Raw genomic sequence first — 16,326 nt, forward strand, 5'->3', positions numbered from 1 at the left:
GCCCCCATGGGACATGCGACCGCCGACAGCGCCGTACCGCGGATGCGCCTGGACGCGTCCAACGCGGCCAAGGTGGCCACCACCCTCCAGGCCCTGGCCACCCCGTCCCGCCTGCTGATCCTCGGCCGGCTGCGGGAGGGCCCGATGGCCGCCACCGAACTCGCCGAGGCCGTCGGCCTGGAACAGTCCGCGTGCTCGCACCAGCTGCGGCTGCTGCGCAACCTCGGCCTGGTCGTCGGCGAGCGCCGCGGCCGCTCGGTCGTCTACTCGCTGCACGACGACCACGTGGCCGCGCTGCTCGACCAGGCCGTCTACCACGTCGACCACCTGCGCCTGGGCCTGGCCGACCGGTGAACGGGAGGCGGCTGCGGAGGATCGCGCTCCGGGCGGCGGGACTGCTCGCGGTGGGCCTCGGCTTCGCCGTGCTCCTCACCGGCTACGCGACGAAGACCCTGGACGACGACCTGCTGCTCACCGACCGGGTCCGGGCCGAAGACGTGCAGCGCGGCGAGGTCCACTACCTCGGCACCCCGCCGGCCACGGACCACGCCTTCCTCGAACGGGTCATGGCCCTCGCCGGCGACCGGATCACCTGCCGGGCCGGGCGGTTCACGCTCAACGGGAAGCCGGTGGACGGCTCGTGCCCGCGCGACGTCGACGTCACCGTCCTGCCGGGCCAGGCCTTCGTCCAGGACCGGCAGGGCACGGCGACGGTGGACCTGGCGCAGCTCGGCGAGCGGGTGGTCTGGCACACCGGCACCGATGTCGAACCGCCTCCCCTGCCGGGCAAGTTGACCGGCGCGATCGTCCTGCTCGTCCTCGGCCCGCTCCTGTTCTTCGCCGACGGGATCGCCGCCCTCGTCGCCGCCGTCGGCTCCGGCCGGGCCGGGAAGGCTCCGATCGGCGCGAACTGACGGATCGTCAGACCGTCGCCTCGGCCGCCGCGCGGCCTGCGGCGCGGCCCGAGAACAGGCAGCCCCCGAGGAACGTCCCCTCCAGCGAGCGGTAGCCGTGCACGCCTCCGCCGCCGAAGCCCGCCGCCTCGCCCGCCGCGTACAGGCCCGGGAGCACCTCGCCGTCCGGGCGCAGGACGCGCGAGGCGAGGTCGGTCTCCAGGCCCCCGAGGGACTTGCGGGTCAGGACGGTGAGGCGCACGGCGATCAGCGGGGCCGCGGACGGGTCGAGGATGCGGTGCGGGGCGGCGGTGCGCACCAGGCGGTCGCCGAGGTAGCGGCGGGCGCCGTGGATCGCGGTGACCTGGAGGTCCTTGGCGAAGGGGTTGGCCAGCTGCCGGTCGCGGTCCTCGACGGTGCGGCGCAGCTCGTCCGGGTCGATCAGCGGCCGGCGGGTCCTGGCGTTCATGCCGCGGGCGAGGTCGGGGAGGTTGCCCGCGACGACGAAGTCGGGCCCGTGCCGCAGGTGGCCCTTGACCGGGCCGGGGGCGCCGGGCAGGGCGCGGCCGAGCACGCCGCGCACCGACCGCCCGGTCAGGTCCGGGTTCTGCTCGGAGCCGGAGAGGGTGAACTCCTTCTCGATGATGCGCTGGTTGAGCACGAACCAGGTGTGCTCGTGCCCGGTGGCCATGATGTGTTCGAGCGTCCCGAGGGTGTCGAAGCCGGGGAACAGCGGCACGGGCAGCCGGCGGCCGGTCGCGTCGAGCCAGAGCGAGGACGGGCCGGGCAGGATCCGGATGCCGTGCCGGGCCCAGACCGGGTCCCAGTTCTCGATGCCCTCGGTGTAGTGCCACATCCGGTCGCCGTTGATCAGGTTCCCGCCGGCCGCGCCGGCGATGCCGAGCATCAGGCCGTCGACGTGCGCGGGCACGCCGGAGAGCAGCCGCGCGGGCGGGGTGCCGAGCCGGGCGGGCCAGGCCCTGCGGACGAGTTCGTGGTTGCCGCCGATGCCGCCGGAGGTCACGATCACGGCCTGGGCGCGCAGTTCGAACCGTCCGGCGACGTCCCGTGAGCTGGCCTCGCCGCGGGCGGCCGCGCTGGGCTCCAGCACCTCCCCGGTGACGGTGTCGGTGACGCCCGCGGTGGCCGCGAGCCCGGTGACGCGGTGGCGGAACCGGAGGTCGACGAGCCCGCGGGCGGCCGCGGCGCGCACCCGGCGGACGAAGGGTTCGAGCAGCCCCGGCCCGGTGCCCCAGGTGATGTGGAAACGGGGCACCGAGTTGCCCGGCCCGTCGGCGAGGAAGCCGCCGCGCTCGGCCCAGCCCACCACGGGGAAGAACCGCACGCCCATCCCGTGCAGCCAGGCCCGCTTCTCGCCGGCCGCGAAGTCGACGTAGGCCTCGGCCCAGCGGCGCGGCCAGGTGTCCTCGGGCCGGTCGAAGCCCGCCGTGCCGAACCAGTCCTGCACGGCGAGGGCGTGCGAGTCGCGGATCCGCATCCGGCGCTGCTCGGGGGAGTCGACGAGGAAGAGGCCGCCGAAGGACCAGTGCGCCTGGCCGCCGAAGGAGGCCGCGGGCTCCTGGTCGAGCAGGATCACCTTCCGTCCGGCGTCGGCGAGTTCGGCGGTGGCGGTGAGACCGGCGAGTCCCGCTCCGATGACGATGACGTCGGCGTCCAGGGCCATTGCGCAGTCCTCCGTCGCGGGGGTGCGGACGGCGCGGGGGGACGGGCGCCGTCGCTGTGCGCCCGATACTGCGGCCTGCGGTGACGTCCGGTCAACCGGCGGCGGCCGCAGGTGACAAGCAGTGGCACCAATTCCGCTCCGGGGCGTTTCGGAAATACCTTCGATACACACCGGAGCGTAATTCGAAATAACCTGCGGCCCCATCTGACGCATTTTCGAGAAATTCCCCGCCGAGGATGGACGGGCACGAAACCTGGCAGTAACTTACCTGTGAGTAGCTGTGGCGCCCGGCTGGCACGACCCCCACCTCGTCGTTTCTCTCCCCCAGGAGGAACCGTGTTCCGCCCTGCCCGGAATCAGCCCCACCGCTCGCGCGTCCGCCGCGCCCGCAATTCCGCGCTCGCCGCCGTCGCCCTCGGCGCCGCGCTCGCGCTCACCACGACGACCGCCCAGGCGGCCACCCCCGCCCCGAAGCACTACGTGGCGCTCGGCGACTCCTACGCCGCCGGCGCGGGCGTGCCCGGCCAGTCCGCCGGCCTGTGCCTGCGCTCCGACCACAACTACGGCCACCTCGTCGCCGCCGCCCTCCACGCGGGCGCCTACACCGACGTCACCTGCGCCGCGGCCAAGGTCAAGAACGTCACCGAGTCCCAGTACGACCTGTTCCTGAAGGTCAACGACCCGCAGCTGGACGCCGTGACCCCCGACGCCGACCTCGTCACCCTCGGCATCGGCGGCAACGACCTCGGCACCAGCGACATCGGCATCGGCGACGTCATCGCCACCTGCATCGCCGGCGCCGTCGTCAACCCGCTCGGCACGCCCTGCCAGGACGTCTACAACCACGGCCACTGGGACTGGAGCAGCTGGAGCTGGCAGTACGGCGAGGACGACCTCGCCGACCGCATCGCCGCGGCGCAGCCCAGGCTCGCCGCCGCGATCGCCACGATCCGCGCCAAGGCCCCCAAGGCCAAGCTCCTGCTGGTCGGCTACCCGTCCGTGCTGCCCGCCGACGGCTCGTCCTGCGTGCTGCGCCAGCCCATCGCGCCGCGCGACATCCCGTACCTGTACCGGACGCTGAGCAGCCTCAACGCCATGCTCAAGGCCACCGCCGCGAGCAGCGGCGCGGTCTACGTCGACACGCAGACGCCGACCGCCGGGCACGACGCCTGCTCGGACGACCGCTGGGTCGAGGGCGCGCTGCCCGGCTCGCCCGCCGTGCCGTTCCACCCGAACGCGACGGGCGAGAAGGTGATGGCCGACGCCGTGCTGGCCGCGCTGCGCTGACCCCGGAACGCCGAAGGGGCGGCGGACCGCACTCCGGTCCGCCGCCCCTTCGTACCGCTCCGGGGACTACTCCGCCTCGCTGCCGGCCGAGACCAGGCCCGCCGACCACTTCTCCTCGACCTTGCCGAACTTCCAGAACAGGATCGCCCCGGCCCAGGTGACCACGAACAGGCCGACGATCGCGTAGCCGACGAAGTTGAGGTCCAGGGAGCCGATCCAGCCGATCGGGCCGCTGGTGATGTCCAGCTTCTCCCCGAGCAGACCGATCAGCTCGATCAGGCCGATCACCAGCGCGACCAGGACCGACAGGCCGGTGACGGTCAGGTTGTAGTAGATCTTGCGGACCGGGCGGGAGAACGCCCACTCGTAGGCGAAGTTCATGAACGAACCGTCGATCGTGTCCAGCAGGCTCATCCCGGCCGCGAACAGGATCGGCAGCGTCAGCAGCGCGTACCAGGGCAGCGAGAAGGCCGCCGCGCCGCCCGCCAGCACCAGCAGCGAGACCTCGGTCGCGGTGTCGAAGCCGAGCCCGAACAGCAGGCCCACCGGGTACATGTGCCAGGGCTTGGTGACCGCCCGGGTGACCTTGCCGAGGATGCGGTTCATCAGCCCGCGCTTCTCCAGCTGGCGCTCCAGCTCCTCCTCGTCGTACTCGCCGACGCGCATCTTGCGGAAGACCTTGAGGATGCCGTTGAAGGCGCCCAGGTTGATCAGGCCGAGCAGCAGCAGGAACGTCCCCGAGACGGTGGTGCCGATCAGGCCCGTCATCCGGTGCAGCGTCGAGTCGTCCGCCTCGACCTGGTCCGCGAGCGAGCGGATGCCGAAGGCCAGCAGGGCGCAGAGGCCGAAGACGATCGAGGAGTGGCCGAGCGAGAACCAGAAGCCGACCGACAGCGGCCGCTTGCCCTGGCCCATCAGCTTGCGGGTGGTGTTGTCGATCGCCGCGATGTGGTCCGCGTCGAAGGCGTGCCGCATGCCGAGGGTGTAGGCGGTGAGGCCCATGCCGGCCCCGAAGACCTGGCCGCCGACGTCGTAGTGCTCGGGCGCGACGAGCGCCAGCAGCGTGAACCAGCCGATCACGTGCAGCGCGAGGATGAAGCCGCCCATGCCGGCCAGGCGGATCCACTCCTCGCGGGTGAGCCGGTGCCACCATCTGACGGACGGGGCACCTGCGGCGGGGCTGGCCATTGCTGTGGTCCTTTCGGGGGAGCGGAGTGCGGGGACATCCTTCCCTCGACCGGGAGGCAGTTGCAAGCCGTTCGCAAATACTGAAGCACTGCGGACACAAACACGCGCTGGTGAGCCCCGAACGCGCCGGGTGAAGGCGGTGCAAATCCGGGCCTTCACCACCGCGCCCGATTCATCAGGAAATCGGCCGACTCCTCCCCTAGGGTCGGAATGCCGGCACGCACACCCCCCGTCGGCGTTCACCGGCCCGGGACCCGATGGGAGCGGCAATGCCGTCGTACCCCTTCCACACCACCCGCGAGGACGTCCGCATCCCCCTGCCCGACGGCACCGAGCTGTCCGCCCGGGTGTGGCGGCCGGTCAGCGACGAGCCCGTCCCCGCCCTCCTGGAGTACTCCGCCGGACGGCTCACCGACTGGTCCGCCGCCGACGACGCCCGCCGCCACCCCTGGTACGCCGGCCACGGCTACGCCGCCGTCCGGGTCGACACCCGCGGTCACGGCAACTCCGGCGGCCTGCCCGTCACCCCCGGCGACGACCGGGAGCTCGCCGACGGCACCGCCGTGATCGCCTGGCTCGCCGCCCGCCCCTGGTGCAGCGGCCGGGTCGGGCTGCTCGGCGTCGGCGCGGCCGGCACCACGGCCCTGCAACTCGCCGCGCGCTCCCCCGGGACCGTCCGCGCCGTCGTCACCGCCTGCCCCGAGGGCGGCCACCGGCTCGGCGGCGCCGTCCTCGCCGCCGACCTCCACACCCGGCTCACCGCCCTCGTCGCCTCCGCCGCCCGGCCGCCGGACCCCCGCCACGTCGGCGACGCCTGGCGCCCGCAGTGGCTGGCCCGGCTCGAATCCCTGGAACCGCCGGCCGAACGCTGGCTCGCCGCCGGAGAGACGTCCGTCCCGGTCTCCGTCCCCGCACTCGCGATCGCCGGGTGGGGCGACCCGTCCTGCTCGTTCGTCCTGCGCCTGCTCGCCACCTCGCCCGAGGCCCGCGCCCTGGTCGGCCCCTGGCCGCACGGCCTGCCCGAGGACACCCTCCCCGAGACCCTCCGCTGGTGGGACCACTGGCTGCGCGACATCGACACCGGCGTCCGCAGGGAACCGGCCCTGCGCAGCCTGCTCGGCACCCGGTGGGTCGGCGACGAGGTCTGGCCCTCCCCCGACGTCCGCGAGATCCACTACGGCCTCGACGGCCAGCTGCAGACCGCCGGCACCACCTCCGACGACCGCTACGTCCACGTCCGCTCGCCCCAGCACACCGGCCTCAACGCGGGCGCCTACGTCCCGCTCGGCCGGCCCGCCGACCGGGCGCCGGACCAGCGCGAGGAGGACGGGCGCTCGGTCTGCTTCGACTCCCGGCCGCAGCCCGAGCCCGTCGAGATCCTCGGCATCCCGTCCGTCCGGCTGCGGCTGCGCGAGGACGGGCGGCCGGCCCTGATCGTCGCGCGGCTGTGCGCGGTCCGGCCGGACGGGACGTCGGAACTGATCACCCGGGGCGTACTGGTGACGTCGGGCACGACCGACGTCACCGTCGAACTGGCCGCCTGCGCGTTCTCCCTCCCGGCCGGGCACCGGCTGCGGCTCGCGCTCTCGTCCGTGTACTGGCCATGGGTGTGGCCCGCCCCCGATGGCTCCGGGTACGCCGTCGACCCGTCGCACAGCACCCTCACCCTGCCCGTCCGCCACCTCGCCGCCGACGTGGGCGCGACAGCCGTCGTCCTGGAGTCCCCGGTGCTGCCCGACCCGCTCGCCGTCCACCTCACCGAGCCGCTCACCGCCCGCCCCGAACGCGTCACCGTCCACGACCTCGGCCGCCACGAGTGGCGCACCGAACTCTCCCCCGCCGCCGACGGCACCCGCACCCAGCCCGACGGCCTCGTCCGCGACGAGCACACCGTGACCGCCTACCGCGTCCTCACCGACGCCCCCCTCAGCGCCCAGGCCCGCACCGACCACACCACCCGCCTGGAACGCCCCGACCTCGGCTGGGACGTCACCCTCCAGACCCGCGCCCAACTCCGCTGCGACGCCACCCACTTCATCAGCATCGTCCAGCTCCGCGCCCTGGAGGCCGGCTCGGTCGTCTTCACGAGGGAATGGCAGCACCGCGTACCGCGGGACACCCCTCAAAGCTAGCCTTATATATTTGCATGAAATTCGCCCCTGTCTTTATATTTGGCCCCATGAAGACTCTCGGCCTGATCGGCGGCATGAGCTGGGAATCCACCGCCGAGTACTACCGCCTCCTCAACGAACTCGCCCGGGAGCGGCTCGGCGGACTGCACTCCGCCCGACTCGTGCTCTACTCGGTCGACTTCGCCACCGTCGAACGCCTCCAGGCCGAAGGCCGCTGGACCGAGGCCGGCGAACTCCTCGCCGACGCCGCACGCTCCCTGGAGGCGGCCGGGGCCGACCTGCTGCTGATCTGCACCAACACCATGCACAAGGTCGCCGACCAGGTCGCCTCCGCCGTCACCATCCCCCTCCTCCACCTCGCCGACGCCACCGCGGCCGCCGTCCGCACCGCCGGCCTGCGCCGGGTCGGACTGCTCGGCACGGCATTCACGATGGAACAGGACTTCTACCGCGGCCGGCTCGCATCGAGCGGCGGCCTGGACGTCCTCGTCCCGGACCCGGAGGGCCGCGCACTCGTGCACCGGGTCATCTACGAGGAGCTGTGCGTCGGCGTCGTCCGCGAGGAGTCGCGCGCCGCGTACCGCCGGGTGATCGCCGAGCTGGTCGCCGCGGGCGCCGAGGGCATCATCCTCGGCTGCACCGAGATCGAACTCCTCGTCGCCGCCGAGGACAGCCCCGTCCCCGTCTTCCCCACCGCCCGCCTCCACGCCGAGGCGGCGATCGCGGCGGCGCTGGCGTAACGACTCAAGCCGTGAGGGGCGTCAGGAAGATCCAGACACCGGGGTGCCCGACCTCGGCCCGAGAACGCAAGAATGGCCCGGTGGAACGCCCTGAACCGAAGTCGTACTGGAACACGAACGTCGCCCGCCACCCGGACATCCTCCGCGCCGTCCCCGCCGCATGCCGGACGGCGCTGGACGTCGGCTGCGGGGACGGCATGCTGGCGGTGAAGCTCGCCGAGCGGGCGCAACGGGTCGTCGGTGTCGACAAGTCGCCGGAGATGATCGCCGCCGCCCGAGCGCGGGCCGATCTCGAATTCCTCACCGGGGACTTCCTCGACCTCGAACTCCCCGACACCGACTACGACTTCATCTGCACGGTGACGACGATCCACCACATGGACTTCGAGGCGGCACTCACGAGGATGCGCGAACTGCTGCGCCCCGGCGGCGTCCTGGTGGTGGTCGGCATGGCGAGGGAGAAGAGCCCGGCCGACTGGGCCAGCCTCCTCGCGGTGGCGCCGCTTGTCCGAGCGATCAAGCTCCTGCGCCGGGCGAGCGCACCGGAGGGCATGCCGGTGGCGGAAGCCTCACTGACCTACGCGGAGGTACGGTCCGCTGCACGGCGCCTCCTGCCAGGAGTGCGGTGGCGCCGACACGTACTGCGCCGCTACTCGCTCACGTGGACGAAGCCCCTTCACTAGCCACGAGGCACCGACGGCGAACAGGGCGGCAGGTCATGCGGGTAGGAGAATTCCTCGTTCAGTTATGCCTGGTCGGGCGAGTGCGCTTGCTGGTCCACTACATGGATGGAGATCACCCCGAGTGCGGACCCACTCGCCGTCGACCCGTGGCCTGCGTACTTCGCCGACCGTGGACTCCCAAGTGCCCGCCGTATCGGCGCCGGTGTCGAGGGCGTCGTCTACGGGCTGGGCGATGGCCGGGTCGCCAAGGTGTGGAGCGGTCGGCCGCCGGCCGGTCTCGCGCTGACCCGCCAGGTCTATGCGGACATCGCGCGGCACCAACTGCCGTTCGCCACCCCGGAGATCTTTGACAGGCTCCTCGACTACTACGGGTGCGAGGACGAGGACTTCCGCGCCGGCCTGATCGCCATCACCAAGGACGGAAGCAAGCGTGGCTGGTGGCTGAGCTACCGCGATGTCATCAATGCCACCGCCAACGACCTGATCCTCCTGGAAGCCGACGCATCCACCTACAAGACCTACGAACCGTCCTTCATCCCAGGGCTGTTCCAGACTCCCGAATACGCCCGGATCGTCATCGACCGGCTCCGGATCCGATCAGGCGGAACCGTCGAGGACCTCGTCCAGGTCCGGATGGCACGTCAATCCATCCTCACGCGCCAGAACCCCGTGCAGCTCTGGGCCGTCATCCACGAGGCCGCCCTCTGCTCGAACGCGAATCGCCCGGACATCATGGTGCCGCAGCTGGACCGGCTGTTGACGCTCAGCCGTCTGTCCAACGTCAATATCCAGGTGATGCCGATCGGCGCCGCAGTCCACCCCGGGATGAGCGGGGCGTTCGCACTGATGGGGTTCCCGCAGCGGCACGACCTCGACGTCGTACTGGCCGAAGGGCTTCTCAGCAGCCTGTGGGTCGAAGACCCCGCCGATGTGGAGCTCTATCGGGCCAAGTTTCAGGAGATCACGGCGGAGGCCCTGCCCGTCGACTCCTCGCTCGATTTCATCACCGCACAGAGAGACAAGATCAAGTGAGCCGCTTCCATTCCGAGGTGACCTTCAGGAGGTCCAGCTACAGCGGAGGGGACGACAACTGCGTCGAGATCGGCGTCACGGGCGAGCCGGTCACCTACATCCGCGACTCGAAGAATCCTTCCGGCCCGGCGCTGGTCTTCGACCGGGAGGGGCACTCCGCGTTCGTCAACGCCGTCGCCTCTGGCGAGTTCGACTTCGGGCTTCTCTGAACCCACGGGAGCGCCCGGCAGGCTGGGCCTGCCGGGGCTCTCTCCCCCCGTCTCGTCGCGATGAGTCACCATCTCGGGATTTCGGATACGCATCCCTACTGCTGCGCCGCCTCAACTGCCTCCTTGCATGTCACAGAGCATGGCCCCTGCGGCCGGCTCGCCACCCGGTGGGCACGGTGTCAGGATGAGAGTAGTTACCCAGGTAGCAGCGGACGACCGGTGGTTCGGTGAGCCCTACCCGGTCACACTCGGACGACGCCTCCCTTCAGGGGGAGTAATACGATGAGCAGAAAACGCACCATTCTCCTGGCTGCCCTGAGCATGTCCTTCACGGCATCCAGCGCGCTCTTCCCGGAAGTCGCCAGCGCACAATCAACCAGCGTCTCGACACGCATAGTGAACGAACAGTCCGGCCTGGCTGCGTTCGTTGCAGCACCGCCCGGATGCCACGACTTCGGCTGTCTCAACGGATCCCCCCTACGCCTGGCGGCCCCGATTGACTCCTCGGTCTTCTTCGCGGCGTGGGGGAACGACGGGGTGTTCCAGATCCACTGGACTCTGAGCAAGTGCCTTGACCTCCTTGGCCACGACACGACCAACGGCACCCCCGTGGTGCTCAACGACTGCAACGGAAGCCCGAGCCAGAACTGGATCGGAGTCCGGTTCAACCCGCTGACCCCTGCCTCGTCCCACGAATTCGCCTTGGTGAACAGGGGCACCGGGACCAAGTGCCTCGACGCCCGGAACCCAGCCTTCCCGAATCCACCGCCGGTGGGCGCGCTCCTGCAGATTTGGTCCTGCTTCACCGATCCGAATAGCCCCGCACACGGCAATCAAACGTGGCTGATCGACCTCCAGCACTGAGGGGCTCCGGTACCGTCGACACGGGAGCGCCCGGCAGGCTCGGCCTGCCGGGGCTCTCTCCCCCCGACTCTGAGATTAGCCAAACTCCCGTGTCTTACACGGAAGTTGAGCGAAGCTTGAGCTTCGCGTCCGCAACCCAGCGCAGGACTCCATGAGACTCGGTCTCCGCCGCCAGGCGGCGGGGATGGCGTCGGCGTCGGCGCCGAATACGGCACGATCGTAGAGCCGCGCGGCTTGGTCCAAACGTTCGTCCGAGATCATGAATCGATCGTCCCAGACGAGGGCCGCTCCGGTACCTCGACGATCAGAAGCGTCCCGCAGCTACCCTGCCGCACCGCGTGCACCGCACCGGCCGGCACTCGGTACAGCTCGCCCGCCCCGACACTCAACTCCACGCCGTCCACCAGCAGTTCCAGCCGCCCCTCGACCACTACCAGCACCTCGGCCGTCGCATGGACCTCGGGTGGCAGCGGCCGGCCGTCCATCCGTAGCAGCTTCACCGCCGCCGTCCCGACATCGGCGACTACTGCCGACTGCCAGGCCTCGGGCAGCAACGACGCAGTGTGGACCAGGTTCATGGCATGCCTCCCGGCGGCACGCCCGGCCATCAAGGCAAGCGCCCGCACTGTCGCGTTTCGGTGGATGCCCTGGACGCTACGCGACCGGCTCGAATAATTGGTCGACCGTTCGGTAAAACCTGCGAGTAGGCTCCCGGCATGACGGACGAGGTCGGCGCGCGGGCGCTCTACGAGGCACTGCTGGACTACGAGGGCGCGAGCCAGTACGAGGAGGTCATCGCCCTCTGGCTCGACCGGGCCCTGCACGCCGGCTACCGCGAGGAGCTCGCCACCGCGGCCCGGCACCAGCCCTGGTGGGAGGATCCGGACGGACGCGAACTCAACTGGGAGCTCTACGCGTTGAGCCGCGTGAGCGACTACCTCCTGCTGGACGACACCCGAACGTGGCAGGAGTACCTCGGCTTCTTCGCCGCCCTCGGCATGACCCCGATCGACGACGACGGCGCCTTCGACCCCTTCCACCACGAGATCGCCGAGGTCGACCAGGCCGACGACCGGGACGCGCCCGTCGAGGTGCTCGGCCTGCGCTGGCCCGGACTGATGCTCGGCGAGCTGCTGTTCAGCCGCGCCGGCGTACGGGTCCGGGCGGGTGCCGCGCACGCGGAGCGCGGGGTCGCCGACGCCTGGCCGATCTACTGGACCTTCCGCCGGCGCCACCGCCCGACCGTCGACCTCTCGCAGGGCTGGGGTAGCAACTCCCAGTGGCGCACCGAGCTGCGCCTCGACTACCGGACGGCCGACGGCGACCACCTCAACGTCACCGAGTGCGTGCCGATCGACGGCCACCCGGACCTGCCCGCCGACCACCCGGAGAACCTCGACGAGGACGACCGCCTGCTCACCCCCGCCGAGCGCCGCGAACTGCTGCGCCACCGCACCTTCCTGCGCGCCCCTGCGGCCGCCGACGCCCTGGCGAGGTCCGAGCAGTGGAAGCGGGATTTCTTCCCGTTCGTGTGGCGGCTCCCGGCCGGCGAACACTGAGGTCCGGACCGAGTCCGGTCACCGACCTCGCCGACCACCGGAACGCCGTCGAGCCCAGGACGGCCGGCGGGGAACGTGAACACGACGCACCACCGGGCCGGAGCCCCGGGGCGGCCCGCAAGCGGTTACCGCACCGCCAGGTCCTGGTTCCCGACCACCTTGAGCAGCCGCAGCGCCTCGTGCGAGGGCGTGCCGGGCGCCGCCGTGTACAGGATGATCCACTGGTCGCGCTTCGGGTCGTGCAGCGCCTCGCAGTCGAGGTCGAGCGGGCCCACCACCGGGTGCAGGATGCGCTTGCGGTTCGAGCGGCTGACCGAGACGTCCTTCTGCGCCCAGAGCTCACGGAAATCGGCGCTGGCCGACAGCAGGCGGTCGACCAGGCCGCGCACGCCCGCGTCGGTGGGGTAGCGGGCCGTCGCCGCCCGCAGGTCGGCGACCGCGCCGCGGCTGAACTGCTCGACGCCCGCCGGGTCGTGGCGGGAGCGGCTCTCCGGATCGGTGAAGAAGCGCCAGATCAGGTTGCGCTCGGCGGGCGGCAGGGCGGAGTAGTCGCCGAGCAGGGCGGCGGCCATGGCGTTCCAGGCGAGCAGGTCGCGGACCGCGCTGCACACCACCGCCGGGGTGTCGTCGAGCCGGTCGAGCAGGTGCAGGACGCCCGCCCTGACCTCCCGGTCGAGGCCCGGCGGCGGGCCGGGCTGCTCGCCGACGAGGTGGTGGAGGTGGGCGCGCTCGTCGTCGGACAGGCGCAGGGCCCGGCCGATCGCCCCGAGCATCTGGCGGGACGGCCGCGGGCCGCGGCCCTGTTCGAGGCGGATGTAGTACTCCACCGACATGCCCGCGAGCTGGGCGACCTCCTGGCGGCGCAGGCCCGGGGTGCGGCGGCGCCCGCCGGCCGGCAGGCCGACGTCCGACGGCTGCACGCGCGCCCGCCAGCGGCGCAGGAAGGCGGCGAGCTCCGCCCGGTCGACGTGTTCCACGCCTCCAGTGTGGCCCGTCCGCTCGCCCGGCGACCATGGCACTGGCGATACCACCCTCGGCAGTGCCCTCCCGGCGCCGCCCGCGGCGGGCCAGGCTCGATGCCATGACCGAGCGCATCATCCTCATCACCGGCGCCAACAAGGGTGTCGGATTCGCCGCCGCCCGCGAACTGGGCCGGGCGGGCAACACCGTGCTGATCGGCGCCCGCGACCACGAGCGCGGCACCGCGGCCACCGCCGAACTCACCGCCGAGGGGCTCGACGCCCACTTCGTGCGGCTCGACGTGACCGACGAGGCGTCGATCGGCGCCGCCGTCGAGCAGGTCGAGGCCGAGCACGGCCGGCTCGACACCCTCGTCAACAACGCCGGCATCACCCGGGACTGGCAGCACACGCCCGACCGGCTGCCCGTCGCCGCGATGCGGGAGGTGTACGAGACGAACGTGTTCGGCGTCGTCGCCGTCACCAACGCGCTGCTCCCGCTGCTGCGGAAGTCGTCCGCCGGCTGCGTGTGCAACGTCTCCAGCGGCCTCGCCAGCACGTCGTTCCTCGCCGACCCGGACTCCCCGGTGTGGGAGCACGCGACCCTGCTGGCGTACAACACCTCCAAGGCCGCGCTCAACGCCGTCACGCTCGTCTACGCCCGCGCCCTGCGGGACGCCGGGGTGAAGTTCAGCTCTGTCGAACCCGGCTACTGCGCAACAGACTTGAACCACCACACCGGCTCGCTCACCGCCGAGGAGGGCGGCCGGCGGATCGCCGCCCAGGTGGCGGCGGCCACCGAGGGGCCGACGGGCCGCTTCCTCAGCGAGTACGGCACCACCCTCCCCTGGTAGACGCCGAGGACCGGATCAGCTCGGGCAGCTTCCGCATGTCGTCGAAGACGACCGTGTCCGGCCCCGCCAGCCGCTCCGCCTGGGTGAGCCCGCCCGCGTAGCCGAGGGCGCGCATCCCGGCGGCGCGGGCCGCCCGGACGCCGGGCAGGCTGTCCTCGACGACGACGCACGCGGCCGGGTCCACGCCCATGCTCCGCGCAGCGTGCAGGAAGAGGTCGGGCGCGGGCTTCCCGCGCCCGACCTCGGTGGCGCTGAAGATGCGCCCGGCGAAGTGGTCGTACAGGCCGGTGCGGCCGAGGGTGTGGCGCATCTTGTCATGCGAGCCGCTGGACGCGACGCAGGTCGGCAGGGTGAGCTCGGCGAGCGCCTCGGGGATCCCGGCCACCGGCTCCAACTCGGCCTCCACGGCCTCGGCGTGGAGCTCGACGAAGCGCTCGCGCCAGCGGTCGGCGGTCACCGTGCCGAGCCGCTCGGCGACCACCGCGTGGTTGGCGGCCTCGGAGCGGCCGATGAAGTGCTCGACCACGTCGGGCAGGGTCAGCGGCCACCCCAGCTCCGCGCCGAGGCGCAGCTGGACGCGGGCGGCGATGACCTCGCTGTCCACGAGGACGCCGTCGCAGTCGAATATCACCAGCTCAATCGGCTTGATCATCCGGCCAGCATAGGCCGGAGCCGGATGCGACGCCGGGCGAGGTCCAACTCCTCCAGGACGACGGCGATTTCTGAGCCCTCCTCGACCCAGGACGGAACGTCCTCGGCGGGTATCAGGCCGCCCAGCTCCACGCCGGCGTCGGTGCGGAAATCCACGAGCGCGCCGGGCACGAAGAGCTTGCTGACCACTCCGGTGAACGTGCGCCCGACCGGCTCGGTATCGGCGAACAGCCGCCACGGGTCCGGCAGGAGGCCCTTCATCGACAAGTTGACCTGCTCCTGCTCGAACTCGACGTTCAGCACGAGCGCCTCGAACTCCCGGCCGAGCGGCGCGACGTCGTCCACGGAGTCGAAGTGGCTCCAGGACATCTCCGGGATGCGCAAGAAGCCGACGTGCCGCCCGACATCGCCCTCCAGGTGGACGCGCACGCCGACGTCGAGCAGGCCCGTCGACACCACACCGCGCACCCGGTCACCGACCCACAGTGTCCCGAGGTAGGTCCGCAGCCGCTCGGCACGGGTCGGCTGGAGACGCCAACGGGTGCGCAACACGCCGTCAGGGTCCGGGAGTTCGGCGGAGAGCAGCGGGTGGCGGTCGGCCGGATCGACGGGGATCAGCGCGGCGCGGCCCTTGCGCACGTCCGTGTGCCGCTCGGCGACGCGCGCCGGGAAGGAGTCGGCGAGCTGCGGTTCCTCGACGAGCAGGGCGACCGGCCTCCGCCGCTTGATCGCGGCCCGGACGGCGTCCGTGTCGGGCGAGAGGGCCGGCCAGACGGCGAGCCGCGCGCGGGGCGTCAGCTTCGCCCGCACGGCCTCGGCGTCAGCGGCGCAGGAAATCTCGTGCCAGCGGCGGCCGTTGCGGACGTACTGCTCCTCCAGCAGCACCGCTCCCCGGGCCGCGGCGAGTGCGCCGGCCTCCGCCCAGAACGCGTCGTCGGCCGGGCGTGCATCGGTCGTCTCGTCCAACTCCCGTGCGTACGGCGACCGTTCGACCTCATCGACGTCGAGTCCGAGCGCCCGCGCCCGTTCCACGGAGGCACCGGAGCACGGCACCCCGCCGACGTAGATCTCCCCCTCGTCGTCGACGTGGACGAAGAACCCGCCGTCGTCGTCGAGGCGGCACCACGCCCCGTGCCGCAGCACCATCGCGCGCACCAGCGCCAGTCCGGTGGCCAACGGCACCTCGGCGCCGTCGTGGTAGCCCCGCTGTCGGTAGTCGAAGAGGCCGTGCAGCCCGTCACCGTTGATGCCCACGCGGCGCTGGGAGAACGAGAAGAACCCGGTCAGCGCCGGGTTGTCGAGCGTCAGCCGGGTCACCCCGGCGTCGAGCGCGAGGCCGGCGACGGCGGCCGTGCAGGCCTGCGCGTGGCTCTCGCGGGAGTGGTGGTCGTGGGGGCCTTTCAGGCGGAGGACGGGAGGCATGCCGCGCAGTCTAGCCAGCCGGGCCGGCCGGACCGCGCGGCAGGAGCCACCGCCGGTCAGCGCTCCGTCAGCTCGTCTGGATGGAGGTGTCGTCGATCACGAAGCTCGTCTGCAGCGAGGCGTCCTCGGTGCCGGTGAACTTCAGCGTGACGCTCTTGCCCGCGTACGC

At 71.9% G+C, this 16,326-nt stretch carries 17 protein-coding genes; 11 read left to right on the forward strand and 6 right to left on the reverse strand.

Annotated elements, in window-relative coordinates; translation table 11 throughout:
- Nucleotides 1-6: 6 nt before the first annotated feature.
- Nucleotides 7-354 (forward strand): metalloregulator ArsR/SmtB family transcription factor, encoded by a 348-nt coding sequence (locus ACFXDE_RS33515; protein ID WP_359968280.1) that lies wholly within the window; start codon nucleotides 7-9, stop codon nucleotides 352-354.
- Complete coding sequence (locus ACFXDE_RS33520; RefSeq protein WP_380498284.1) at nucleotides 351-914, forward strand: S26 family signal peptidase; 564 nt, start codon at nucleotides 351-353, stop codon at nucleotides 912-914. The genes ACFXDE_RS33515 and ACFXDE_RS33520 overlap by 4 nt, the downstream gene beginning before the upstream one ends.
- A gap of 7 nt (nucleotides 915-921) precedes the next feature.
- Here the strand turns inward: ACFXDE_RS33520 and ACFXDE_RS33525 are convergent, their stop codons facing one another.
- Entirely contained in the window at nucleotides 922-2,790 is a 1,869-nt protein-coding gene (locus ACFXDE_RS33525; protein WP_380498285.1) for an FAD-binding dehydrogenase, read from the reverse strand.
- Between the two features lie 123 nt (nucleotides 2,791-2,913).
- On the opposite strand from ACFXDE_RS33525, the gene ACFXDE_RS33530 reads away from it, so the two are divergent.
- Complete coding sequence (locus ACFXDE_RS33530; protein ID WP_380498286.1) at nucleotides 2,914-3,864, forward strand: SGNH/GDSL hydrolase family protein; 951 nt, start codon at nucleotides 2,914-2,916, stop codon at nucleotides 3,862-3,864.
- Between the two features lie 66 nt (nucleotides 3,865-3,930).
- Here the strand turns inward: ACFXDE_RS33530 and ACFXDE_RS33535 are convergent, their stop codons facing one another.
- Nucleotides 3,931-5,052, reverse strand: coding sequence for a HoxN/HupN/NixA family nickel/cobalt transporter (locus tag ACFXDE_RS33535; RefSeq protein ID WP_380443503.1), 1,122 nt, complete (start codon nucleotides 5,050-5,052; stop codon nucleotides 3,931-3,933).
- A 269-nt stretch (nucleotides 5,053-5,321) separates the two neighbouring features.
- Here ACFXDE_RS33535 and ACFXDE_RS33540 point away from each other — a divergent pair, with 269 nt between their 5' ends.
- The 6 genes from ACFXDE_RS33540 (at nucleotide 5,322) to ACFXDE_RS33565 (ending at nucleotide 10,712) form a co-directional block, all read left to right on the forward strand.
- Nucleotides 5,322-7,184, forward strand: coding sequence for a CocE/NonD family hydrolase (locus ACFXDE_RS33540; RefSeq protein ID WP_380498287.1), 1,863 nt, complete (start codon nucleotides 5,322-5,324; stop codon nucleotides 7,182-7,184).
- Nucleotides 7,185-7,231: 47 nt separating this feature from the next.
- On the forward strand, nucleotides 7,232-7,924 hold the full coding sequence (locus ACFXDE_RS33545) for an aspartate/glutamate racemase family protein (protein ID WP_380498288.1): 693 nt from the start codon (nucleotides 7,232-7,234) through the stop codon (nucleotides 7,922-7,924).
- A gap of 80 nt (nucleotides 7,925-8,004) precedes the next feature.
- The gene (locus ACFXDE_RS33550) at nucleotides 8,005-8,607 is read left to right on the forward strand and encodes a class I SAM-dependent methyltransferase (protein ID WP_380498289.1); all 603 of its coding nucleotides are present in this window, start codon (nucleotides 8,005-8,007) and stop codon (nucleotides 8,605-8,607) included.
- Nucleotides 8,608-8,712: 105 nt separating this feature from the next.
- Nucleotides 8,713-9,639 carry a DUF5753 domain-containing protein gene (locus ACFXDE_RS33555; protein ID WP_380498290.1) on the forward strand — a complete coding sequence of 309 codons (927 nt, stop codon included), beginning with the start codon at nucleotides 8,713-8,715 and terminating at the stop codon, nucleotides 9,637-9,639.
- A 17-nt stretch (nucleotides 9,640-9,656) separates the two neighbouring features.
- Entirely contained in the window at nucleotides 9,657-9,848 is a 192-nt protein-coding gene (locus ACFXDE_RS33560) for a DUF397 domain-containing protein (RefSeq protein WP_380498291.1), read from the forward strand.
- Between the two features lie 282 nt (nucleotides 9,849-10,130).
- Nucleotides 10,131-10,712 carry an RICIN domain-containing protein gene (locus ACFXDE_RS33565; protein ID WP_380498292.1) on the forward strand — a complete coding sequence of 194 codons (582 nt, stop codon included), beginning with the start codon at nucleotides 10,131-10,133 and terminating at the stop codon, nucleotides 10,710-10,712.
- 257 nt (nucleotides 10,713-10,969) lie between these two features.
- Here ACFXDE_RS33565 and ACFXDE_RS33570 read toward each other — a convergent pair whose 3' ends face one another.
- Complete coding sequence (locus tag ACFXDE_RS33570; protein WP_380498293.1) at nucleotides 10,970-11,290, reverse strand: cupin domain-containing protein; 321 nt, start codon at nucleotides 11,288-11,290, stop codon at nucleotides 10,970-10,972.
- Between the two features lie 138 nt (nucleotides 11,291-11,428).
- Between ACFXDE_RS33570 and ACFXDE_RS33575 the strand changes: the two genes are divergently transcribed.
- A complete protein-coding gene (locus ACFXDE_RS33575; RefSeq protein ID WP_380498294.1) occupies nucleotides 11,429-12,271 on the forward strand; it encodes a hypothetical protein in 843 nt (280 codons plus the stop codon).
- Between the two features lie 125 nt (nucleotides 12,272-12,396).
- Here the strand turns inward: ACFXDE_RS33575 and ACFXDE_RS33580 are convergent, their stop codons facing one another.
- Nucleotides 12,397-13,248, reverse strand: a complete 852-nt coding sequence (locus ACFXDE_RS33580) for a helix-turn-helix transcriptional regulator (protein WP_380498295.1) — start codon at nucleotides 13,246-13,248, stop codon at nucleotides 12,397-12,399.
- A gap of 104 nt (nucleotides 13,249-13,352) precedes the next feature.
- On the opposite strand from ACFXDE_RS33580, the gene ACFXDE_RS33585 reads away from it, so the two are divergent.
- Nucleotides 13,353-14,084, forward strand: coding sequence for an SDR family oxidoreductase (locus ACFXDE_RS33585; RefSeq protein ID WP_380498297.1), 732 nt, complete (start codon nucleotides 13,353-13,355; stop codon nucleotides 14,082-14,084).
- Here ACFXDE_RS33585 and ACFXDE_RS33590 read toward each other — a convergent pair.
- Together ACFXDE_RS33590 and ACFXDE_RS33595 are read right to left on the reverse strand one after the other, a co-directional pair.
- Nucleotides 14,053-14,736 carry an HAD family hydrolase gene (locus ACFXDE_RS33590; RefSeq protein ID WP_380498298.1) on the reverse strand — a complete coding sequence of 228 codons (684 nt, stop codon included), beginning with the start codon at nucleotides 14,734-14,736 and terminating at the stop codon, nucleotides 14,053-14,055. The two genes, ACFXDE_RS33585 and ACFXDE_RS33590, sit on opposite strands and share 32 nt — an antisense overlap.
- Nucleotides 14,733-16,157: a S1 RNA-binding domain-containing protein gene (locus ACFXDE_RS33595; RefSeq protein WP_380498299.1), complete on the reverse strand. Its 1,425-nt coding sequence runs from the start codon at nucleotides 16,155-16,157 to the stop codon at nucleotides 14,733-14,735. Before ACFXDE_RS33595 ends, ACFXDE_RS33590 begins: the two co-directional genes overlap by 4 nt.
- Between the last annotated feature and the right edge of the window lie 169 nt (nucleotides 16,158-16,326).

It is taken from the genome of Kitasatospora sp. NPDC059408, assembly GCF_042751525.1.
Classification (GTDB): domain Bacteria; phylum Actinomycetota; class Actinomycetes; order Streptomycetales; family Streptomycetaceae; genus Kitasatospora.